The sequence below is a fragment of the Pseudomonas sp. EL_65y_Pfl2_R96 genome (assembly GCF_963970905.1).
GTDB lineage: Bacteria > Pseudomonadota > Gammaproteobacteria > Pseudomonadales > Pseudomonadaceae > Aquipseudomonas.
Map to the genome: position 1 here is coordinate 41342 of NZ_CAXAQH010000009.1, position 21343 is coordinate 62684.

Below are 21343 nucleotides of genomic sequence, written 5' to 3' on the forward strand. Positions count from 1 at the left end.
AAAATCCGACGGGCGGGATCAATGAAGAACCCGTGGCCCCTCTTCCTTATCAAATTCGCCTTCAACCAGGCGTCCTGCCATCTGAACACCGACGCTCAACATCGCCTTGGCGACTTCCACGTGCTGGCCTTGCAGGAAAGCCTTGGCATCCTCGGAGAAATCCAAAGTAACCAGAGAACCCTCGTCCTCAGCCCTGCGCAGCTCGATTCGGCCGTCTGGTAACTCGACAATTTCTAGAAAGGACGTTGGCATAAAGGTCTGTTCTCCACGAAAGGCGGAGATTATATAGGCATCGGCCAAGCTTCGCTCGGGATCTTGACCAGATGCCATCACGAAGAGAAATTTCTGACAACACCCTTCCTTGAGTCGGCCATTCGCCAAACACTCAATCTTTCAGCACTCATTTAACCCTTCGCGAAACCTAATCGCCAAGCCTTTCAGGTTCTGGCGCCAGCTCTCCAGTTCCTCCCGGCTCAGCTCCTCAGGCGCCTCGTCTTCATCCAGATTGACGGCCAGAATGAGCGGCTGTGTCACATCGCCCTTGGGCTTGTGCGGAGTGCGAGGTGGCTGAAACAGCGCAGCATGAGCCGACAGCAGTTTGGCCAGCCAGGTCTCAGGGTTTTGCGCCAGCTCGACCATCTCCGCCATTTCCGGAATAGCGATGGTTTCGAGCACTTCGCGGGTCAGCAGCGTCTCTGCCCTAGGCGCATTGGCCTGAGGCAAGCGATAGAAACCGGCGATTTCATGACACAACCCCAGCAGCGCACCATACAGGTGAAACAACGCTGACTCGCGCCCGGCCTGAATCAGCGCCAGGGAGTTCATCGCCCGCCCCTCTTCAGCCCTGGCAAGCGCTTCCAGCGACAGGCCGGCGAAATAAATCTTCTGATTGGTACGGGTATAGAGTTCGTGGGCCATGACGGCAGCCTCCACAACGAAATAATTGCTTCACGCAGGTCAGACAGTGTCGTGGATCACCCAAGCTCACCGCAAGCCCAAAACAAAAAGGCCGCATGAAAACCCGAGGGTTGTCATGCGGCCTTTTGTGTACAGCGGCTTTTAAGCCTTGGCTGCTGGACGCTTGTCTTCAACCGTCCACTTGCCGCCGTCGTAATACGCCTTCCAGCCAGTCGGTTTACCGTCGACCTCAGTCTGCACGTACTGCTCTTTGGTCTTGCGGCTGTAACGGATCACTGCAGGAAGGCCGTCGGGATCTTTCTTCGGTGCTTCGCAAAGGAAGTGGTACTTCGGATCGATCTCATCCTTGTGCGGCACGATCTCCACGACCAATGGAGCACGGGTCTCGCGGTTTTTCGGGAATTGGCTGGCCGCCAGGAACAGGCCGGAAGCACCGTCGCGCAGGATGTAGGTGTCGTTGACCTTTTCGCATTTGAGCTCAGGCATCTTCACCGGGTCCATCTTTGGCGGTGCCGCGTCACCGCTTTTCAGCAGCTTGCGGGTGTTCTTGCACGTCGCGTTGGTGCAACCGAAGAACTTGCCGAAACGGCCGGTCTTGAGCTGCATCTCGCTACCGCACTTGTCGCACTCCAGGCTCGGACCTTCATAGCCCTTGATGCGGTAAGTGCCCTCTTCGATTTCGTAGCCAGCGCAATCCGGGTTGTTACCGCAGATGTGCAGCTTGCGCTTCTCGTCGAGCAGGTAAGCATCCATCGCCGTGCTGCAGATCGGGCAGCGATGCTTGCCACGCAGGACCAGCGACTCGGACTCACCCTCGTCGTCCGCGGCGATTTCATCGCCCGGCACCAGGTTGACGGTGGCTTTGCAGCGCTCTTTCGGCGGCAGGCTGTAGCCCGAGCAACCGAGGAATACACCCGTCGAGGCAGTACGGATCTGCATCGGACGACTGCACAACACGCACGGAATGTCAGTCATTACCGGCTGGTTGGCGCGCATGCCGCCTTCGGCGCTTTCGGCCACTTCGAGTTTCTTCTTGAAGTCGCCGTAGAACTCGTCGAGCACGTTTTTCCAGTCGCGCTCGCCCTGGGCCACATCATCGAGATTCTCTTCCATGCCGGCGGTGAAGCCGTAGTCCATGAGATTGGAGAAGCTCTCGGCCAGACGCTCGGTGACGATGTCGCCCATCTTTTCCGAATAGAAACGACGGTTATGCAGCGCCACGTAACCGCGGTCCTGGATGGTCGAAATGATCGCCGCGTAGGTCGAAGGACGACCGATGCCGCGTTTTTCCATTTCCTTTACCAGGCTCGCTTCCGAGTAACGCGCCGGCGGCTTGGTGAAGTGCTGGGTCGGATCAAGCTTGATCAGCTTCATCGCGTCGCCCTGGGCCATGTCCGGCAACACGTCGTCATCACCAGGCTTGGTGATTTGCGGCATGACGCGAGTGTAACCGTCGAACTTCAGGATGCGGCCCTTGGCGCGCAACTCGAAGTCACCGGCACCAACGGTAACCGTGGTTGACAGGTATTGGGCCGGCAGCATCTGGCACGCCAGGAACTGGCGCCAGATCAGCTCGTAAAGCCGCTCGGCATCACGCTCCATGCCCGACAGCTTGCTTGGCTCGGTATTGGCATCAGACGGACGAATCGCTTCGTGAGCCTCTTGTGCGCCTTCTTTGCTGCTGTAGACGTTCGGGGTTTCCGGCAGGTACTTCTTGCCGAATTCGCCTTCAATATAAGTACGCGCCATCGTCACGGCATCGGCCGAGAGGTTGGTGGAGTCGGTACGCATATAAGTGATGTAGCCGGCTTCGTACAGACGCTGGGCCATCATCATGGTTTTCTTCACACCGAAGCCCAAGCGGTTGCTCGCGGCCTGTTGCAGGGTGGAAGTGATGAACGGTGCCGACGGTTTGCTGCTGGTCGGTTTGTCCTCGCGCTTGACGATGCTGTAGCTGGAAGCCTTGAGCTTCTCCAGCGCGGCCATGGCCTGGGCTTCGTTGAGCGGCTTGAAGGCCTCGCCTTTCTCGCGAGCCACATCGAAGCGCACGGTCGCGCCCTTGGCGGTGCCGAGGTCAGCATGAACTTCCCAGTACTCTTCCGGGTTGAACGCGCGGATTTCACGCTCACGCTCGACCACCAGCTTCACGGCAACCGATTGCACGCGACCGGCGGACAGACCACGAGCGACCTTGGCCCACAACAGCGGCGAAACCATGTAACCCACCACGCGGTCGAGGAAGCGACGCGCCTGCTGAGCGTTTACGCGATCGATGTCCAGCTCGCCCGGCTGGGAGAAAGCTTCCTGGATCGCTTTTTTGGTGATTTCGTTGAACACCACACGCTTGTAGCGGCTGTCGTCACCACCGATGGCTTCGCGCAGGTGCCAGGCAATGGCTTCCCCCTCGCGGTCCAAGTCGGTTGCGAGATAGATGGTGTCAGCATCTTTAGCGAGCCGGCGCAGCTCTTCGATAACCTTTTCCTTGCCCGGGAGGATCTCGTACTTGGCTTTCCAGCCATGATCGGGATCGACCCCCATGCGCGAGACCAGCTGCTTGCGCGCTTTCTCCTTCGGCGTGAGCACCGGACCTTCACCTGCGGCGGCCTTGCCACGCTTGGCGGCAGGCTCTTTGCTGGCGCTAGCCGAACCGCTGGTGGGCAGGTCTCGGATATGGCCGATACTCGACTTCACCACGTATTGGTTACCCAGATACTTGTTGATGGTCTTGGCCTTAGCCGGGGATTCCACAATGACCAGCGATTTGCCCATGGATCAGAAAATTCCTGAATTCTAAAAGTGAAAGGCGGTTGGCGCCTGACGCGGCACCGCTATATATAGTGGCTACAAGGTGAGGTCAAGCGCAGGGTTCTGCGCGCACTCCCCTTATGGCTGCGGAAAAACGCTCGGTTCGGCTTGCACCAAAGCAAAGCGTGGCACCTGTTCGCCGTCAACCTCGACCGACTCCAGGAACATGCTCAAGGGACGCACCCAAAAGCCGTAATCGCCATACAGGGCTTGGTAGAAGACCACTTCTTCTTCGGTCTCCGAATGCCGCGCAACACTGAATACGCGGTACTGCGGACCTTTGTAATGCTGGTAGAGCCCAGGTTGTATCGGCATGCTTTGGCCCTCACTCAAATCTTTTTAAAATAAAAACAAAATAAATCCGGAAAAACAAAAACCGGGGCACTTGGCCCCGGCTTCCATCAACGAAACGCTTAAACGCGTTCGAAGACGGTGGAGATGCCTTGGCCGAGACCAATGCACATGGTAGCCACCCCGAAGGTGCCGCCATTCTGCTTCATCACGTTCAGCAAGGTGCCCGAAATACGTGCACCGGAGCAACCGAACGGGTGACCCAGGGCGATCGCGCCGCCGTGCAGGTTAACCTTCTCGTTCATCTTGTCGAGCACTTTCAAATCTTTCAGCACTGGCAGGGCCTGTGCGGCGAAAGCTTCGTTGAGTTCGAAGAAGTCGATATCGTTGATGCCAAGGCCCGCGCGCTTCAATGCTTTCTGCGTTGCCGGTACTGGACCATAGCCCATGATCGCCGGGTCCACACCTGCTACTGCCATCGAGCGAATCACCGCCAGCGGCTGGATGCCCAGGTCCTGGGCACGCTGTGCCGACATCACGATCATGCACGAAGCACCGTCGGTGATCTGCGACGAAGTACCGGCGGTCACGGTGCCGCCCTTAGGATTAAACGCTGGCTTCAGAGCCGCCAGGCTTTCCAGGGTGGTTTCCGGACGAATGGTTTCGTCGTAGTCGAACAGCTTCAGGAAACCGTTCTCGTCGTAGCCCTGCATCGGGATGATTTCGTCCTTGAACTTGCCTTCCACGGTCGCCTTGTGGGCGAGTTGGTGGGAACGCACGCCAAAGGCGTCCTGCTGCTCGCGAGTAATGCCGTGCATTTTGCCGAGCATTTCCGCGGTCAGGCCCATCATGCCCGAGGCTTTCGCCGCGTACAGGGACATGTGCGGGTTCGGATCGACACCGTGCATCATGCTCACATGGCCCATATGCTCGACGCCGCCGACGACGAAAACGTCACCGTTGCCGGTCATGATCGCTTGCGCGGCAGTGTGCAGCGCACTCATGGACGAGCCACACAGACGACTGACGGTCTGGCCGGCCGAGGTGTGCGGGATCTGCGTCATCAGGGACGCCATGCGGGCGATGTTCCAGCCCTGCTCCAGGGTCTGGTTCACACAACCCCAGATCACGTCTTCGACTTCGCTCGGGTCGACCTTGACGTTGCGTTCCAGCAGTTTGCTGATCAGGTGCGCCGACATATCTTCGGCGCGGGTGTTGCGGTGCATGCCGCCCTTGGAGCGGCCCATCGGCGTACGACCGAAGTCGACAATCACGACGTCTCTAGGATTCAAGCTCATATACGTTCACTCTCGCTCTAGTGTGGGCGCTTAACCGAAGAAGCTCTGACCGTTTTTGGCCATTTCACGCAGCTTCGCGGTCGGGTGGTACAGCGCGCCCAAATCAGCGTACTGGTCAGCCAGGGCAACGAACTCTGCAACACCGATCGAGTCGATGTAACGCAGCGCACCGCCACGGAATGGAGGGAAACCAATACCGTAGACCAGACCCATGTCGGCTTCGGCGGCGGTATCGACAATGCCGTCTTCCAGGCAGCGCACGGTTTCCAGGCACAGCGGGATCATCATCCAGTTGATGATGTCTTCGTCAGTGACTTCGAGCTGTTGGAAAACGATCGGCTTGAGCACTTCCAGCACCGACGAATCGGCGACTTTCTTCTGCTTGCCGCGCTTGTCGGTTTCGTAGGCATAGAAACCCTTGCCGTTCTTCTGGCCCAGGCGCTTGGCTTCATAGAGCACGTCGACGGCCGAACGACGGTCGTCCTTCATGCGATCCGGGAAGCCTTCAGCCATGACGTCACGACCGTGGTGACCGGTGTCGATGCCGACCACGTCCATCAGGTATGCCGGGCCCATTGGCCAGCCGAATTTCTCCATGACCTTGTCGATACGGACGAAGTCCACGCCGGCGCTGACCAGTTTGGCGAAACCACCGAAGTACGGGAACAGCACGCGGTTGACCAAAAAGCCCGGGCAGTCGTTGACGACGATCGGGTTCTTGCCCATTTTCTTGGCGTAGGCAACGGTAGTGGCAACGGCCACTTCGCTGGACTTCTCGCCACGGATCACTTCAACCAGCGGCATCATGTGCACCGGGTTGAAGAAGTGCATGCCGACGAAGTTTTCCGGACGCTTGAGGGCTTTGGCCAGCAAGGTGATGGAAATGGTCGAAGTGTTGGACGCGAGGATGGTGTCCTCTTTGACCTTGCCTTCGACTTCGGCCAGAACGGCCTGCTTGACCTTCGGGTTCTCGACAACGGCTTCGACGACCAGGTCGACGTGACCGAAATCGCCGTAAGACAGGGTCGGACGAATACCGTTGAGCACTTCGGCCATCTTCGCCGCAGTCATGCGACCTTTATCAACGCGGCCCACCAGCAGTTTGGCGGCTTCGGCCAGACCTTGCTCGATACCGTGCTCGTTGATGTCTTTCATCAGGATCGGCGTGCCTTTGGAGGCCGACTGATAAGCGATACCGCCCCCCATGATGCCGGCGCCCAATACGGCGGCCTGCTTCACTTCCTTGGCGATTTCGTCGTAGGCCTTGGCCTTTTTCTTCAGTTCCTGATCGTTCAGGAACAGACCGATCAAGCTCTGCGCGGCAGAGGTCTTGGCCAGTTTGACGAAACCGGCGGCTTCGACTTCCAGCGCCTTGTCGCGCCCGAAGTTCGCAGCTTTCTGGATGGTCTTGATCGCTTCGACCGGCGCCGGGTAGTTCGGGCCCGCTTGGCCGGCCACGAAACCTTTGGCGGTTTCAAACGACATCATTTGTTCGATGGCGTTGAGTTTGAGTTTTTCGAGCTTCGGCTGACGCTTGGCCTTGTAGTCAAACTCACCGGAGATGGCGCACTTGATCAGGTTCAGCGCCGCTTCCTGCAACTTCTGCGAGTCGACCACAGCGTCGACGGCACCGACTTTCAACGCGTCTTCAGCGCGGTTTTCCTTACCGGCAGCAATCCACTCGATGGCATTGTCGGCACCAATGATGCGCGGCAAACGCACAGTACCGCCAAAGCCTGGGTAGATGCCCAGTTTGACTTCCGGCAGACCGATTTTGGCGGTGCTGGCCATGACGCGGAAATCCGCCGCCAGGCACATTTCCAGACCGCCGCCCAGTGCGATGCCATTGATCGCGGCGACAGTCGGGACATTGAGGTCTTCAAAATCGCTGAAAATCTTGTTGGCTTCGAGGTTGCCAGCAACAAGCTCTGCATCCGGCAGCTTGAAGTTGTCGACGAATTCGGTGATGTCGGCGCCGACGATGAATACGTCCTTGCCACTGCTGACGATCACACCCTTGATCGAAGCATCTGCCTTGATGGTGTCTACAGCCTGACGCAGTTCGTTCAGGGTAAGACGGTTGAACTTGTTGACGGACTCACCCTTGAGGTCGAATTTCAATTCGACGATGCCACTTTCAAGAGCCTTAACCGTGATGGCTTTACCTTCGTAAATCATCAACTGATCTCCACGATATGGAAGCTGAACAGTACACGTCGGACGCAAGCGACTGGCTCGGCAGGGACGTTTATCGTCGATGCTAACGCCAATTCACCCGGCACACCCGCCAACGCGATAGTCGGGATTCTGTAGGAGCGGTGTGTAATACAAACGCTCAATTCATACGCCCGTTTGATTTGGGTACGTCACCTTCACGGAATTTCCGACAATTGTCAATCGCCCAAAACACTGGTTGAAACGCGACTTTCCAGTCACTTCCGTACCACGAAGACCTGCAACACGCGGATGCCCGCGAGGCCATTCATAGAATCAATAGTTAGAAAAGTCGCCCTAATTACCGGCGGCCTGTGTTTAACAAGCTACGCTGGCGGGACTCTGAAGAAAAAATTTGAACGCTTTTGGCGAATGCCCAGCGTAAGATCAGTGCCACAAAGAATTACCGGCCTGCCTGGCCAACCCCAGCCCGATGATGATGTCGGGCTTTTTATTGCCTCTGTAGCAGCTGCCGAGCCTGCGAGGCAGCGGCTACAGATCGGGTTTCAGGCGAGTGCTTTGAGCGTGGCGTCGATCTGTTGCAGAACCTCGGCCTCACCCTTCTCGCCCCAATACAGGGCAATCATTTGCTTGTCCGCCTCGATCTTGTAGACGTTGGCAGGCAATTTTTCGAAATGATTCAGCAGCGCTCCATCCTCGCAGACCTCCTGCCACTGATTGACCCACGCCCCCGGCGCTTTCTGCCAATAGCTCCAGCACGCCGGCTGAGTGCCACGGCGCGGCCGATGGTACTGGGCGCAAGGGCTCGGCGGCTCCTGGCTCAGCCAGTGCGGCCACTCCTGGGGCGCCAGTTGCATGGCAAGGCCAATGCGCCGCGCCTCCATGCGCAGGGCCATGCGCCCGCTCTGGCCACGAGACGGACGCAACCAGGCCAGTGGGCTCAGCACCACCAACAGGATTGACACCACTATCCAGACCGTCATATCTGTACTCCCGATTCTTGATGAGCCCATTGAATCACTCTGAAACCAATGCGCTTGAAACCAGCCATACTTATCAATATTGCAATCCTCAGGAGGAGCACCTCATGCCCTACCACCATATTCTGGTCGCTGTAGATCTAACCGAAGAGTGCGATCCTGTAATCCACCGCGCTCGCGAACTCTCGGTGAGCAATGGCGCGAAGCTGTCCCTGGTGCATATTGTCGAGCCGATGGCCATGGCCTTTGGCGGCGACGTGCCGATGGACCTTTCCCAGTTGCAACAACAACAGTTCGATCAGGCCAAGGAGCGCCTTGAGCGGTTGATCGTGAAATACCCGGAACTCTCCAAGGAATACAGCCACTTGACCTACGGCCAGCCGCGCCAGGAGATTCACCACCTTGCCAAGGAACAAACCTGCGACCTGATCGTGGTGGGCAGTCATGGTCGGCATGGTCTGGCGCTGTTGCTGGGCTCCACCGCCAACGACGTACTGCACGGCGCGCCTTGCGATGTGCTGGCGGTGCGCCTGATCAAAAGCTGACAACCCATACCCTGCTCGCTCCCACAGGGGATCTAACGCAGCCAACAGATCGAGCTCCATACGAAAAGCCCGGCGCTCATCACTGAACGCCGGGCTTTTTTATAGCCGGATCAATCAGGCATCCAGTTCGGCCCAGCGCTCGACCATCACGTCGAGTTCAGCCTGCAATTGCTCGAGCTGAGCGATCACCGCAGCCGTCTCGGCAGGTGGACGCTGATAGAAGCCGGCATCCGCCATCTGCGCTTCAACCAGCGCGATCTGCTGCTCCATGGCTTCGATCTGGCCTGGCAAGGCTTCCAGCTCACGCTGCAACTTGTAGCTGAGCTTCTTTTTCGCCACCGGCGCCGGGGCTTCCACCGCAGCGGCTGGCGCAGGTTCGGCCGTCACGACGGCAGAGTTCAGGTCGGCCTTGCCGGATTTGCTCTCGGTCACGCCCAGCAGGCGCGGCGAGCCGCCCTGACGCAGCCAGTCCTGATAACCACCGACGTATTCGCGAACCTTGCCTTCACCTTCGAAGACCAGGGTGCTGGTGACCACGTTGTCGAGGAATGCCCGGTCGTGGCTGACCATCAGCACGGTGCCATTGAAGGTCAGCAAGACCTCTTCCAGCAGCTCAAGGGTTTCCACGTCCAGGTCGTTGGTCGGTTCGTCGAGCACCAGCAGGTTCGCCGGCTTGCTGAACAGTTTGGCCAGCAACAGCCGGGCACGCTCACCACCGGACAGCGCCTTGACCGGCGTACGGGCACGCTGCGGGCTGAACAGGAAGTCGCCGAGGTAGCTCAGCACATGGCGGCTCTGACCATCGATGTCGATGAAGTCACGGCCTTCGGCCACGTTGTCGATCACGGTCTTTTCCAGGTCCAGCTGATGGCGCAACTGGTCGAAGTAGGCCACGTCGATGCGCGTCCCCTCTTCCACTGTGCCGCTGGTCGGTTGCAGACCGCTGAGCATCAGTTTCAGCAACGTGGTCTTGCCGGTACCGTTGGCGCCGAGCAGACCGATGCGGTCGCCGCGCTGCAGGACCATCGAGAAATCCTTGATCAGGAACGGACCGCCCGGGTGAGCGAAACTCACGTTCTCGAGCACCATCACCTGCTTGCCGGACTTGTCGGCGGTATCCAGCTGGATGTTGGCCTTGCCGGTACGCTCACGACGCTCGCTACGCTCGACGCGCAGGGCTTTGAGTGCACGGACACGGCCTTCGTTACGGGTGCGACGCGCCTTGATGCCCTGGCGGATCCAGACTTCTTCCTGGGCCAGTTTCTTGTCGAACAGCGCGTTGGCGGTTTCTTCAGCGGCCAGTGTGGCTTCTTTGTGCACGAGGAAGCTGGCGTAATCACCGTTCCAGTCGATCAAGCCGCCGCGATCCAGTTCCAGGATGCGGGTCGCAAGGTTCTGCAGGAATGAACGGTCGTGCGTGATGAACAGCACAGCGCCCTGGAAATCCTTCAGCGCTTCTTCGAGCCAGGCGATGGCACCGATGTCCAGGTGGTTGGTCGGTTCGTCGAGCAGCAGCAGGTCCGGTTCGGAAACCAGAGCCTGGGCCAGCAGGACGCGGCGACGCCAGCCGCCGGACAATTCGGCGAGGGTTTTGTCGGCCGGCAGTTGCAAGCGGCTCAACGTGCTGTCGACCAGTTGCTGCAAACGCCAGCCATCGCGGGCTTCGAGGTCGTGCTGGACGTGCATCAGTTTGTCCAGATCGGCGTCGGTAACGATATTCTGGCTCAGGTGGTGATACTGCGCGAGCAGCTCGCCAACACCGTCCAGGCCTTCGGCAACCACGTCGAACACGGTCCGCTCGTCGGCTACCGGCAATTCTTGCGGCAATTCGCCGATCTTGAGACCAGGCGCACGCCAAACGGAGCCGTCATCAGGCTTCTGGTCGCCTTTGACGAGCTTCATCATGCTGGACTTGCCAGTGCCATTGCGGCCGATGATGCACACCCGCTCACCACGGGCGATCTGCCAGGACACCTTGTCCAACAACGGCATAGCGCCGAAAGCAAGGGACACATCGCTGAATTTGAGCAGGGTCATGAGCTTCTCCAAAAACCGGGCGCGCATTCTACCTGACTTGAGGCTTCAGAAGGCCGGCAATTTCGCTGTGACAACACTCTGACTAATAATTGTTGCGAACTTGTGCCGCTAGCCCGGCAAAGCTTTCACCGGGTGCTGGCAAAAGGCTAAGCTACAGATATCAAGTGCCGGCGTTGCCGGCACATGTCACGATTTCTCTGCCCGGACGTACCATGCGCAGTCGCCTTTTCAATCTTTTTTCATGTTTGCTTCTTACCGCCGCTGCCGTTCAATCCGCCCAGGCGGTAGACCTGTCTACCCAACGCCAGTATTACGACGAAGCCAAGCGTGCCTTGGCCAAGGGCGATTCCGGCCCTTATTTCCGTTATAGCCAGGCGCTCAGCGATTATCCGCTGACCCCCTACCTGGCTTATGACGAACTGACCGCGCGGCTGAAAACCGCGAGCAATGCCGAAATCGAGAACTTCCTCGCCGAACACGGTGACCTGCCGCAAGCCAACTGGATGAAATTGCGCTGGCTGCGCTGGCTGACCGAACGCGGCGATTGGGCGACCTTCGTCAAATACTATGATCCCAAGCTCAATTTCACCGAACTGGACTGCCTGAACGCGCAGTATCAGATCAGCCATAACCGCAAGGCTGAAGGCTACGTCAACGCCGAAAAGCTCTGGCTGAGCGGCAAAACCCAGCCCGAGGCATGCGATGCAGTGTTCGGCATGTGGGCCGCCGATGGTCAACTGACTGAACAGAAACGCTGGGAACGCACCAAACTCGCCGCCCACGCCCGCAACTACCCGCTGGCCAACAGCCTGATCAATGGCCTGACAACCCTCGCCCCGCGCGGTCGTCTGCTGGTGGATGTGGCGCAGAAACCCGAGCTGCTGAATCAGCCGTCGCGCTTCATCCCGGCCGATGAGCCGATGTCCGACATCGTCAGCCTTGGCCTGCGCCGCCTGGCTCGTCAGGATCCGGACAAGGCCATGGCCCTGCTCGACGGTTATGCCAGCAGCATGCACTTCTCCCGTGACGAAAAAGTCGCGATCGCCCGGGAAATCGGCCTGACCCTGGCTCGACGTTTCGACAGCCGCGCGCTGGACGTGATGACCAAATACGACCCGGAACTGCGGGACAACACCGTTTCCGAATGGCGCTTGCGCCTGCTGTTGCGTCTGGCCCGTTGGGACGACGCCTATCAGTTGACCCGCCGCCTGCCTCAGGACCTGGCCACTACCAATCGCTGGCGTTACTGGCAGGCTCGCAGCCTGGAGCTGGCGCAGCCGCAGAATCCGCAAGCGCAGACGCTTTACAAGAACCTGGCTCACGAGCGCGACTTCTACGGTTTCCTGGCGGCCGATCGCTCACAGTCATCCTATTCGCTGAACAACAAACCGCTGGTGCTCAGCCAGGCGCTGATCAACAAGGTTCGCAATACCCCAGGTGTGCGCCGCGCGCTGGAGTTCCATGCCCGCGGGCAGATCGTCGACGGCCGCCGCGAGTGGTACCACGTCAGCCGGCACTTCAGCCGTGATGAAATGGTCGCCCAGGCGAAACTGGCCTACGACCTGAAATGGTATTTCCCGGCGATCCGCACCATCAGTCAGGCGCAGTACTGGGACGATCTGGACATCCGCTTCCCGATGGCCCACCGCGAAACCCTGGTGCGCGAAGCCAAGGTCCGTGGACTGCACTCGAGCTGGGTATTCGCCATCACCCGCCAGGAAAGTGCCTTCATGGACGACGCCCGCTCCGGCGTCGGCGCCAGCGGCCTGATGCAACTGATGCCCGTCACCGCCAAGGAAACCGCGCGCAAGTTCAGCATTCCGCTGGCCTCGCCGCAGCAGGTGCTGGATCCGGACAAGAACATCCAGCTCGGTGCCGCTTACCTGAGCCAGGTGCACAGCCAGTTCAACGGCAACCGCGTCCTTGCCTCCGCCGCTTACAACGCCGGCCCCGGCCGCGTGCGTCAATGGCTGCGCGGTGCCGATCACCTGAGCTTCGATGTGTGGGTAGAAAGCATCCCGTTCGACGAAACCCGCCAGTATGTGCAGAACGTGCTGTCGTACTCGGTGATCTACGGCCAGAAACTCAATTCACCGCAGCCGCTGGTGGATTGGCATGAGCGCTACTTTGACGATCAATAACCGGTAAGGCCGGTTATGCAGGAGCTTGCCGAAGGCTGCGCTCTTTGCTTTGAGACGTAAACGAAAATGCCCGCATCAATTGATGCGGGCATTTTTTTGTGTCCATCCAGTTCAATCTTCACCGCGTCGCGGTCTGCTTGCCAAGCTCGGTCAAACGATACCTTTGAGCCGGACTATTGGGCGAATCGGGATTCGTCATTTCAATCAAATTGGCGGCCAGTGCCGGTTTGAGATAGTTAGTTCGGAAGGTCGCCTGCTGCCGATCTCTTATCTTAAATGGAGCAAAACGGCTGAGGCCATCGGAGATCTTCGGGGGCTGCCGGGTTTCCTATGTTGCCCCGGTCTTGCACACCTGCGCACAGCCGCCACCCCAATTTGCAGCCGAGCGGGTGGAGATGGCCGTGAGAGTGTAGGAGCTGTCCCAGATACCCGGCGCCAGGATTAACGTTTCACTTGCCCTGCCTGTAAATCCGATTGGGGTGGATAACCAGACGCTTGACCTGTGCATCCAACTCGTTGCTGTGATACAGGTCCAGGCATTTCAGCAAATCGAAACGCACGCCCTGGACTTCCGACTCGACCAGCGGGTTGTGATAGTCACGCGCCAAGTAACGATCCACCTGGGTCTTGATCGCGTCGGGGGCCTTTTCCAGGTCGTACTCGGTCCAGTCGCGCAATGCGCTGACGCTGCTTCCTGCGTCAATGGCTGCTGACTTGTCCTCCTTGTAGGCGTTCGCAATGCAGGTCGCGAGCACCATGTCTTTGTAATTCTGCCCGTAGGTACGTGCACTGGCCTCCGGGGATATACCCCCAGTGTCTTTCGCATAACCAACGGAGGCCAGCAACATGAGTGGCAGGATGCCCAATAGAACCTTCTTCACAGCAATCTCCAGAAGTTCGCACGGTCGGTGCGATAGTTCGCGCCGGGTTCGTTGAAATAGCAGTGGTCGTAGCAAGTACTGCCGTTGAACAGCGTGGCATGCCCCTGGGCATCCCACCAACCCTGCACTTCAAACAGGATCACCCCCTTCTTGCCTCTCAGGGCTCCGCCACCCGAGGGTGGATACTGCACGACTTCAGCTTTGCCCCAGCGTTGTTCCAGAACGGCAATAAGGTTTTTGACGCGGAAGAAGTACTGGGACTTGTCGGCACCGGACACGGTTTGCCCCGGCACACTTGGAATTTTCAGACCTGCCTGGTTCAGGATATTGTACCGGGGCGCCAGCAGCGCCTTACGCTCGCAGATCGGTTTCAACCTTGCCATCATTGAACTGCAACGCCGCCAGCCGCGCATACAGCGCATTACTCGCAATCAACTCCTGATGCGTTCCCACCGCCACCAGTTTCCCTTGGTCCATCACCGCGATCCTGTCGGCGTTTTTCACCGTGGCCAGTCGGTGGGCGATGACCAGTGTGGTGCGGTTTTTCATCAGGCTGGGCAGGGCTTGCTGGATCAGGTGCTCGCTCTGGGCGTCGAGGGCGCTGGTGGCTTCGTCCAGCAACAGGATCGGCGCGTCCACCAGCAGCGCCCGGGCGATGGCCAGGCGTTGGCGTTGCCCGCCGGACAAACCAAGACCTGCGTCGCCGAGGTGAGTCTGGTAGCCGTTGGGCATTTGCTCGATGAAGTCGTGGGCGTAGGCGATTTTCGCCGCTTCCTGAACCTGGGCCAAGGTCGCCTTCGGGTTGCCGTAGCGAATGTTCTCTTCGATGCTGCCGAAGAACAGCGTCGGGGTTTGCGAGACGAGGGCGAAGCAGCGACGCAGGTCCAGAGGATCGAGTTGAGTCAGCGGCACACCGTCCAGCAGGATGCGTCCTTCGGCGGGGTCGTAAAAACGCAATAGCAGGTCATACACCGTCGACTTGCCAGCACCGGACGGCCCGACCAAGGCAAGGGTTTCGCCGGCGTTGATGGTCAGATTCAAGCCATCGACGGCATAGCTTTCAGGACGCGACGGGTAGGAAAAGCGCACATCGTGCAGCACCAGATTACCCTTCACCCGTTCAGGCAACGTCACCAGACCTTGGGTCGGTGGCTGGATGATGTTTTCTGAACGCAACAACTCGGCAATACGTTCCGCCGCCCCTGCCGCTCGCTGCAGTTCGCCGATCACTTCACTCAACGTGCCGAAGGCGCCGCCCACGATCAGGCTGTAAAAGACGAACGCCGCCAATTCACCCGCGGAAATCCGCCCGGCGATGACATCCATGCCGCCCACCCAGAGCATCACCCCGACCGCGCCCAACACCAGCACGATCACCAGGGTAATCAGCCAGGCCCGCTGGAAAATGCGCTTGCGGGCGGTGTTGAAAGCCTCTTCCACGGTCGTGGCAAAACGCTGTTCGTCCTGGACCTGATGGTTGTAGGCCTGCACGGTTTTGATCTGACTCAGGGTTTCGGAGACATAGCTGCCGATATCGGCGATCCGGTCCTGGCTCAGACGCGACAGGGTGCGCACCCGACGCCCGAAAATCAGGATCGGCGCGACCACCAACGGCAACGCGACCACCACGATGCTGGTGAGTTTGGGGTTGGTGATAAACAGCAAGACAATCCCGCCGATCACCATCAGCCCATTACGCAGGAACAGCGACAGCGAAGAACCGATCACCGACTGCAGCAGCGTGGTATCTGCAGTCAGACGTGACTGGATTTCGGAGCTGCGGTTGTCTTCATAGAACCCCGGATGCAGGTAGACCAGATGGTTGAACACCCGACGGCGGATGTCCGCGACAACGCGTTCGCCGATCCACGACACCAGGTAAAAACGCGCAAAGGTGCCGATTGCGAGGCCGACCACCAGCAGCATGAACAGGGCAATCGATTGGTTGAGCAAATGCGGCGATCGGGTCATGAAACCCTGATCCACCAGCAGGCGAATCCCCTGTCCCATGGACAAGGTGATGCCGGCCGTGACGATCAACGCCAGCAAGGCGCCCAAGGCCGGCCAGCGATAAGGCGTGATGAAACGGGTGGCCAGGCGAATGGCGCGGCGGTGACGGGCAGAGAGCATGAAGATCATCCGATGGCACAACTCATGACTTTAACCTGATCAAGCCTACACCGGTCGACAGGATTGAACGCTGTAAATCACAATGAGTCGGGTTAATTATGACCGCCAAGACTAGTGGCTAGAGATTATTGGTCTAAAGTCCAGGTGGAAACATCAGGGTATTTCTGATGGACTGAAGAGGCCGACCTGAAAGATCGCAGGGAATTGTCACAGCCCGGTCACTTGGCGGTTTTACAGTAAGCACACAACCTGATGAGGAGACAGGCCATGTCCTTGCAAAACAGCAGCGATGACAAGATTCAAGTGATCCGCACACAGCCAGACCAGTCTCTGGGTTGCTCAATGATCGATGAGGAAGGGCGCGAAGTACCGATCACTGAAAACATGATTCAGGACGCTTGCCGCGAACTGGAAAAGCGATTGGTCAAGCCTGTCGAACAAAAGTGATATAGCCACCGTCTTCTTGACCCGGCCTTGTTGGCCGGGTTTTTTATGGGCTTTATCCGGGAACGGCGGCGCGCCCCATCGCGAGCAGGCTCGCTCCCACAGTAGATCTCCACTGAATACAGATTTGCTATACGACTGAGATTAAGTGTGGGAGCGAGCCTGCTCGCGATGGGGCCAACTCGATGTTCAGACAGCCGAAGCCCCCAAAGCCGCCACAATCCGCTGCAACGCCGGCGAATCCCCTTCAATCCGCACCTTCGACCCATCGATTTCACGTCGCAGCGGGTAATGTTTGCGCAGCGCATCGAACGCTGCACGCTGCTCGCTCACATTGCCTACAAGGCTGCGACGGAAATCCGCGTCGTCGCGGCGCGGGTCGTACACGCCACGGCATAACATCGCCAGCGCCCAGGCCGGATCGGTATCGGCATTCAACGTCACGGCCGACAGCCATGGCGCTGGCAGCAAATCGCTCAGGCTGACCTGTTCCGGTTGCCCAAGGAACTTGCAAAACGCCTGATAGATCTGCGCCGTCCCGCGCTGCTTGCCGTCGAGGCTGTAACCGGCAATGTGCGGCGTCGCGATGACACACAACTCCGCCAGCGCTACATCGACCTCAGGCTCAGCCTCCCAGACATCCAGCACCGCTTGCAGGTCTTCACGTTGCAACAGCACTTGGCGCAGGGCGGTGTTATCCACCACCGGGCCACGACTGGCGTTGATCAACCAAGTGCCGGACTTGAGTTGGTTCAACCGTTTTTTATCGAACAGATGCCAGGTTGCCTGAGGGCCTTGCTTGTCCAGCGGCGTGTGCAGGCTGATGACGTCGCATTGCTCGATGATCTGCTCGAGACTGACGTAATCGCCCCCTTCAGCGGCTTGCCGGGGTGGATCGCAAACCAGCACGTTCCAGCCCAGGCCTTGCAGAACCTTGACCAGCCGCCCGCCGACTTCACCGGCACCGACCACGCCGTAGGTGCGCTGAGTCAGGTCGGCGCCTTCGATTTCGGCCAGGGTCAGCAGGCTGCCCAGCACGTAATCGACCACCCCCCGGGCATTGCAGCCCGGCGCGCTGGACCAGGTGATGCCGGCCTGCTGAAAGTAGTCCAGATCCAGGTGATCGGTCCCGATGGTGCACGTGCCGACAAAACGCACCTTGCTGCCTTCGAGCAACGCGCGGTTGACGTTAGTCACCGAGCGCACCAGCAGCACATCGGCCTGCTCGACAGTGGCGCGGTCGATTGAACGTCCCGGCACTCGGCGGATTTCACCGAAGCTTTCAAAGAAAGCATCGAGCAGCGGGATATTTTCGTCGGCAACAATCAGCATGGCAGGCTCCTTTGGCGGACCGGCAGTTTAGGCGCAGATGACCGTGATGGGCCAGCAGGCATTGTTCACCTTAAATGTGAAGGGGCCACTCATCCTGTGGGAGAGGGCTTGCCTGCTCCCACAAGGGTCCCAAACACCGCAAGCAACCATTTACAAATCCGCAACACAGGATTTTTCCTGACCACGGCGTCAAGGCGTAGAATGCGCCGCCTCGCGCATCAAAACCCTTTGGACGTTTCGCCTTGAATTCCGTGACTGACCGCCCCTCCGCTATTTCCCTCACCCGCCCGGCCCGGGTTCGCCTGGAGCTGAAAAACCTGCTCGGCCTGGCGTTGCCGATCATGATCGCGCAACTGGCGACCACCGCCATGGGCTTCGTCGATGCGGTGATGGCCGGTCGGGTCGGGCCTCGCGACCTGGCGGCCGTCGCGCTGGGCAACTCGATCTGGGTGCCGGTGTTTCTGCTGATGACCGGCACACTGCTGGCCACCACCCCGAAAGTCGCCCAGCGCTTCGGCGCCGGCACCCACAGCGAGATTGGCCCGATCGTACGCCAGGCCTTGTGGCTGGCGCTGGTAGTGGGTTTGATGGCGAGCGGCATGCTGTTCAGCGCCGAACCAATCCTGCACATCATGAAGGTCGACCCCGAGCTGATCGGCCCGTGCATGCAATACCTGCACGGCATCGCCAGCGGTCTGCCCGCCGTCGCGTTCTATCACGTGCTGCGTTGCTTCAGTGATGGCCTGGGCCGCACCCGCCCGGCCATGGTCCTTGGCCTGTGTGGGTTGGCGCTGAACATTCCGCTCAATTACATCTTCATCTATGGCCACTTGGGTGTGCCGGCCATGGGCGGTGTCGGCTGCGGCTGGGCCACAGCCATCGTGATGTGGGTGATGGCGTTGGGCATGGCCGGCTGGGAGCGCTGGGCGCCGGCCTATCAGTCGAGTGAGTTGTTCAGCCGTTTTGACTGGCCGCAGTGGTCGGTGATCAAGCGTTTGCTGGGCATCGGTTTGCCGATTGGCATCGCGGTGTTTGCCGAGTCGAGCATCTTCGCCGTGATCGCGTTGCTGATCGGCAGCCTCGGCGCCACCGTGGTCGCCGGGCACCAGATCGCGCTGAACTTCAGCTCGCTGGTGTTCATGATCCCCTACTCCCTGGGCATGGCCGTGACCGTGCGGGTCGGCCAGGCACTGGGCCGTGAAGAACCACGGGAAGCACGCTTCGCCGCCGGCATCGGCATGGGCACTGCGCTGGCGTACGCCTGCCTGTCGGCGAGCCTGATGCTGTTGCTGCGCGAACCCATCGCCGCGATCTACACCGCCGACCCGACGGTGATTCACGTAGCCGCGATGCTGATTGTGTACTCGGCGCTGTTTCAGTTTTCCGATGCGATTCAGGTGACGGCGGCCGGTGCGCTGCGGGGCTATCAGGACACTCGGGTGACGATGATCCTGACGTTGTTCGCGTACTGGGGAATTGGTTTGCCCGTGGGTTACGCCCTGGGCCTGACCGATTGGTTCGGCACGCCGAGCGGCCCGAGCGGGCTGTGGCAGGGTTTGATCGTCGGCTTGAGTTGCGCGGCGCTGATGCTGTCGATCCGCCTGGCGCGCAGCGCACGCAAGCGGATTCGCCTCAATCGTTCGGCCGGTTAAGCGAGTTTCTTGCGAATCCAGTAGAGGTAGGTGCCTGCCTCTTCGTGCTGTGCGACCAGTTCGTGGTCGAGAAACACGCAGAACTTGGGAATGTCGCGACGGGTCGACGGGTCGGTAGCGATCACCTTCAGCAAACCGCCGGGCACCAGGTCGCGGATGTGCTGGTGCAACATCATCACCGGTTCCGGGCAATTGAGACCGGTAGCGTCAAGGGTGCCGTCTACCGGCGTATCGATCATTTCACTCATGGTTTACTCCTGAAACTTGCCGGCATTGTCGCGCATTGTCGGGTGTCTAGTCACTGACAGCTGATCGTTCCCACGCTCTGCGTGGGAATGCATCCCGTGACGCTCTGCGTCACATCCAAAGGCGGAACGCGGAGCGTCCCCGGCGGCGTTCCCACGCAGAGCATGGGAACGATCGGCACACAAAGTCAGCGGGACTTGGGTTTCTTTACGTCGAGCCGGCGCAAATGGCAGGTCACTTCTTCACGGTCGTGATACAGCTGCTTGCAGCCGATTTCAACCCGAATGCCCCGCGCCTTGAACCCCTCGGCAATACGCTCCAGCAAGCGCTTCACTTCGGCATAACGCTGCTTCATCGGCAGCTTGAGGTTGACCACCGCTTCCCGGCAATGCCCCTCGCCAATCCATTCTTCCAGCATCGCCGCGTTGCGCGCCGGTTTCTCGACGATGTCGCAGACCATCCAGTCCACCGGCTGCTTGGGCTTGAAGGTGAAACCGTCGGCCATCAAGTGTTGAACCAGACCAGTGTCCATCAGGCTTTCGGCCATCGGGCCGTTGTCGATGGCGGTCACCAGCATGCCACGATTGACCAGTTGCCAGGTCCAGCCGCCAGGGGCGGCGCCGAGGTCGACACCGGTCATGTCGCTATGCAGGCGCTCGTCCCACTGGTCGCGGGGGATGAAATGGTGCCAAGCCTCTTCCAGTTTCAACGTCGAACGGCTCGGCGCTTCACGGGGAAACTTCAGGCGTGGAATGCCCATCGGCCACATCGCCGAATTGTTCGACTCCGCCAGGCCCATGAACACTTCGCGGCCGCTCTTGAAGGTCAGCAGCAGCCGCGGTTTGTTGGGGTCTTCCACCAGTTTGCCGGCCGCCATCAGTGCCTTGCGCAGGTGAACTTCGAATTTTTTGCAGAAGTTCGACAATTCTTTGCCATCGTTGGTGTCGACCATTTCCAGCCACAGGCTGCCACACAGCGGGAAGTCCGCCATGTGCGCAAGGATCACGCTGATGCGGTCGGTTTCCGGCAGATCAATAAAGATTCCACGGGCCCACTGACGCGGGAAGATCAGGTCGGCGAAACGCTGGCCACGCATCAGGCGTTCGGCGCCGTCTTCTTCGGTGCAGATAAATTCGGCATAGGCGCTGGCGGTCTTGGCCTTGGCATAACCGGCCACGTTCAGCCGCGCGGCATGTTCGGAAATCTCGGAACAGACTTCGCCTTCGAAGCCCGGCCGGCAATGCATAAAGAGGGTGTTCATTCTTACTCCTGGGCAGTTGGCGGAAAAATTGCGCCACTGCGCGATGCCCAGACTTGCGTTGAAGCAAAGCCTGTCACGAAAACCGGCGCATGATAGCCGAGATCGGCCCCCTGGACTTGTCCATAGCGTCCGGTTATTAGCCTTAACGTCTAAACAGGGCTAGGTTAAAGGCTCTGTCCGTCCTCTCAGTCCGTAGCCGCGCGGATC

At 59.3% G+C, this 21343-nt stretch carries 18 protein-coding genes and 1 pseudogene; 4 read left to right on the top strand and 15 right to left on the bottom strand.

Features of this window, described 5'->3' with window-relative positions; translation table 11 throughout:
* Nucleotides 1-18 precede the first annotated feature (18 nt).
* From AACY49_RS12060 to AACY49_RS12090, 7 genes are all read right to left on the bottom strand, one after another.
* A complete protein-coding gene (locus AACY49_RS12060) occupies nucleotides 19-252 on the bottom strand; it encodes a hypothetical protein (RefSeq protein ID WP_007933173.1) in 234 nt (77 codons plus the stop codon).
* Nucleotides 253-393: 141 nt separating this feature from the next.
* Nucleotides 394-918 carry a DUF6586 family protein gene (locus AACY49_RS12065; RefSeq protein WP_258696722.1) on the bottom strand — a complete coding sequence of 175 codons (525 nt, stop codon included), beginning with the start codon at nucleotides 916-918 and terminating at the stop codon, nucleotides 394-396.
* Nucleotides 919-1059: 141 nt separating this feature from the next.
* Nucleotides 1060-3687 carry a type I DNA topoisomerase gene (topA, locus tag AACY49_RS12070; RefSeq protein WP_339523927.1) on the bottom strand — a complete coding sequence of 876 codons (2628 nt, stop codon included), beginning with the start codon at nucleotides 3685-3687 and terminating at the stop codon, nucleotides 1060-1062.
* A 114-nt stretch (nucleotides 3688-3801) separates the two neighbouring features.
* Entirely contained in the window at nucleotides 3802-4038 is a 237-nt protein-coding gene (locus tag AACY49_RS12075) for a DUF1653 domain-containing protein (protein ID WP_057715655.1), read from the bottom strand.
* Nucleotides 4039-4136: 98 nt separating this feature from the next.
* The gene (gene fadA, locus AACY49_RS12080) at nucleotides 4137-5312 is read right to left on the bottom strand and encodes an acetyl-CoA C-acyltransferase FadA (RefSeq protein WP_007933190.1); all 1176 of its coding nucleotides are present in this window, start codon (nucleotides 5310-5312) and stop codon (nucleotides 4137-4139) included.
* Between the two features lie 30 nt (nucleotides 5313-5342).
* Nucleotides 5343-7490, bottom strand: a complete 2148-nt coding sequence (gene fadB / locus AACY49_RS12085) for a fatty acid oxidation complex subunit alpha FadB (protein WP_258696724.1) — start codon at nucleotides 7488-7490, stop codon at nucleotides 5343-5345.
* A 542-nt stretch (nucleotides 7491-8032) separates the two neighbouring features.
* Nucleotides 8033-8470 (bottom strand): hypothetical protein, encoded by a 438-nt coding sequence (locus tag AACY49_RS12090; protein ID WP_339523934.1) that lies wholly within the window; start codon nucleotides 8468-8470, stop codon nucleotides 8033-8035.
* 104 nt (nucleotides 8471-8574) lie between these two features.
* On the opposite strand from AACY49_RS12090, the gene AACY49_RS12095 reads away from it, so the two are divergent.
* The gene (locus tag AACY49_RS12095) at nucleotides 8575-9012 is read left to right on the top strand and encodes a universal stress protein (RefSeq protein ID WP_030128421.1); all 438 of its coding nucleotides are present in this window, start codon (nucleotides 8575-8577) and stop codon (nucleotides 9010-9012) included.
* Between the two features lie 114 nt (nucleotides 9013-9126).
* Here the strand turns inward: AACY49_RS12095 and AACY49_RS12100 are convergent, their stop codons facing one another.
* Nucleotides 9127-11049 (bottom strand): ATP-binding cassette domain-containing protein, encoded by a 1923-nt coding sequence (locus AACY49_RS12100; RefSeq protein WP_339523936.1) that lies wholly within the window; start codon nucleotides 11047-11049, stop codon nucleotides 9127-9129.
* A gap of 212 nt (nucleotides 11050-11261) precedes the next feature.
* Between AACY49_RS12100 and AACY49_RS12105 the strand changes: the two genes are divergently transcribed.
* Complete coding sequence (locus tag AACY49_RS12105) at nucleotides 11262-13190, top strand: transglycosylase SLT domain-containing protein (RefSeq protein ID WP_258696727.1); 1929 nt, start codon at nucleotides 11262-11264, stop codon at nucleotides 13188-13190.
* Between the two features lie 118 nt (nucleotides 13191-13308).
* Here AACY49_RS12105 and AACY49_RS12110 read toward each other — a convergent pair whose 3' ends face one another.
* The 4 genes and pseudogenes from AACY49_RS12110 to AACY49_RS12125 all read right to left on the bottom strand — a co-directional run bounded on the left by AACY49_RS12110 (nucleotide 13309) and on the right by AACY49_RS12125 (nucleotide 16210).
* Nucleotides 13309-13497, bottom strand: coding sequence for a Fic family protein (locus AACY49_RS12110; RefSeq protein ID WP_408980637.1), 189 nt, complete (start codon nucleotides 13495-13497; stop codon nucleotides 13309-13311).
* A gap of 142 nt (nucleotides 13498-13639) precedes the next feature.
* Nucleotides 13640-14038 carry a type VI secretion system amidase immunity protein Tai4 gene (locus tag AACY49_RS12115; protein ID WP_320394539.1) on the bottom strand — a complete coding sequence of 133 codons (399 nt, stop codon included), beginning with the start codon at nucleotides 14036-14038 and terminating at the stop codon, nucleotides 13640-13642.
* A gap of 29 nt (nucleotides 14039-14067) precedes the next feature.
* Nucleotides 14068-14397 (bottom strand): annotated as a pseudogene (locus tag AACY49_RS12120) (T6SS effector amidase Tae4 family protein); the annotation flags it as partial.
* Between the two features lie 25 nt (nucleotides 14398-14422).
* Nucleotides 14423-16210 (bottom strand): ABC transporter transmembrane domain-containing protein, encoded by a 1788-nt coding sequence (locus tag AACY49_RS12125; RefSeq protein WP_258696728.1) that lies wholly within the window; start codon nucleotides 16208-16210, stop codon nucleotides 14423-14425.
* 258 nt (nucleotides 16211-16468) lie between these two features.
* On the opposite strand from AACY49_RS12125, the gene AACY49_RS12130 reads away from it, so the two are divergent.
* On the top strand, nucleotides 16469-16648 hold the full coding sequence (locus AACY49_RS12130; protein ID WP_258696729.1) for a PA1571 family protein: 180 nt from the start codon (nucleotides 16469-16471) through the stop codon (nucleotides 16646-16648).
* Nucleotides 16649-16834: 186 nt separating this feature from the next.
* Here AACY49_RS12130 and pdxB read toward each other — a convergent pair whose 3' ends face one another.
* Nucleotides 16835-17977, bottom strand: a complete 1143-nt coding sequence (pdxB, locus tag AACY49_RS12135) for a 4-phosphoerythronate dehydrogenase PdxB (RefSeq protein WP_339523941.1) — start codon at nucleotides 17975-17977, stop codon at nucleotides 16835-16837.
* Nucleotides 17978-18219: 242 nt separating this feature from the next.
* Between pdxB and AACY49_RS12140 the strand changes: the two genes are divergently transcribed.
* Nucleotides 18220-19629: an MATE family efflux transporter gene (locus tag AACY49_RS12140; protein ID WP_339523943.1), complete on the top strand. Its 1410-nt coding sequence runs from the start codon at nucleotides 18220-18222 to the stop codon at nucleotides 19627-19629.
* On the opposite strand, the gene tusA is transcribed toward AACY49_RS12140, so the two are convergent.
* Complete coding sequence (gene tusA / locus AACY49_RS12145; protein ID WP_007907805.1) at nucleotides 19626-19877, bottom strand: sulfurtransferase TusA; 252 nt, start codon at nucleotides 19875-19877, stop codon at nucleotides 19626-19628. The genes AACY49_RS12140 and tusA overlap by 4 nt on opposite strands.
* A 185-nt stretch (nucleotides 19878-20062) precedes the next feature.
* The gene (gene rlmM / locus AACY49_RS12150; protein ID WP_018925308.1) at nucleotides 20063-21136 is read right to left on the bottom strand and encodes a 23S rRNA (cytidine(2498)-2'-O)-methyltransferase RlmM; all 1074 of its coding nucleotides are present in this window, start codon (nucleotides 21134-21136) and stop codon (nucleotides 20063-20065) included.
* Between the last annotated feature and the right edge of the window lie 207 nt (nucleotides 21137-21343).

Bases quoted from the DNA above. Each gene is read 5' to 3' on its own strand.
- AACY49_RS12100 (WP_339523936.1), bottom strand. From the start codon at position 11,049: ATGACCCTGCTCAAATTCAGCGATGTGTCCCTTGCTTTCGGCGCTATG.
- AACY49_RS12060 (WP_007933173.1), bottom strand. From the start codon at position 252: ATGCCAACGTCCTTTCTAGAAATTGTCGAGTTACCAGACGGCCGAATC.
- AACY49_RS12115 (WP_320394539.1), bottom strand. From the start codon at position 14,038: ATGTTGCTGGCCTCCGTTGGTTATGCGAAAGACACTGGGGGTATATCC.
- AACY49_RS12125 (WP_258696728.1), bottom strand. From the start codon at position 16,210: ATGATCTTCATGCTCTCTGCCCGTCACCGCCGCGCCATTCGCCTGGCC.
- fadA (WP_007933190.1), bottom strand. From the start codon at position 5,312: ATGAGCTTGAATCCTAGAGACGTCGTGATTGTCGACTTCGGTCGTACG.
- fadB (WP_258696724.1), bottom strand. From the start codon at position 7,490: ATGATTTACGAAGGTAAAGCCATCACGGTTAAGGCTCTTGAAAGTGGC.
- pdxB (WP_339523941.1), bottom strand. From the start codon at position 17,977: ATGCTGATTGTTGCCGACGAAAATATCCCGCTGCTCGATGCTTTCTTT.
- AACY49_RS12130 (WP_258696729.1), top strand. From the start codon at position 16,469: ATGTCCTTGCAAAACAGCAGCGATGACAAGATTCAAGTGATCCGCACA.
- AACY49_RS12075 (WP_057715655.1), bottom strand. From the start codon at position 4,038: ATGCCGATACAACCTGGGCTCTACCAGCATTACAAAGGTCCGCAGTAC.
- AACY49_RS12065 (WP_258696722.1), bottom strand. From the start codon at position 918: ATGGCCCACGAACTCTATACCCGTACCAATCAGAAGATTTATTTCGCC.
- AACY49_RS12095 (WP_030128421.1), top strand. From the start codon at position 8,575: ATGCCCTACCACCATATTCTGGTCGCTGTAGATCTAACCGAAGAGTGC.
- tusA (WP_007907805.1), bottom strand. From the start codon at position 19,877: ATGAGTGAAATGATCGATACGCCGGTAGACGGCACCCTTGACGCTACC.
- AACY49_RS12105 (WP_258696727.1), top strand. From the start codon at position 11,262: ATGCGCAGTCGCCTTTTCAATCTTTTTTCATGTTTGCTTCTTACCGCC.
- topA (WP_339523927.1), bottom strand. From the start codon at position 3,687: ATGGGCAAATCGCTGGTCATTGTGGAATCCCCGGCTAAGGCCAAGACC.
- rlmM (WP_018925308.1), bottom strand. From the start codon at position 21,136: ATGAACACCCTCTTTATGCATTGCCGGCCGGGCTTCGAAGGCGAAGTC.
- AACY49_RS12090 (WP_339523934.1), bottom strand. From the start codon at position 8,470: ATGACGGTCTGGATAGTGGTGTCAATCCTGTTGGTGGTGCTGAGCCCA.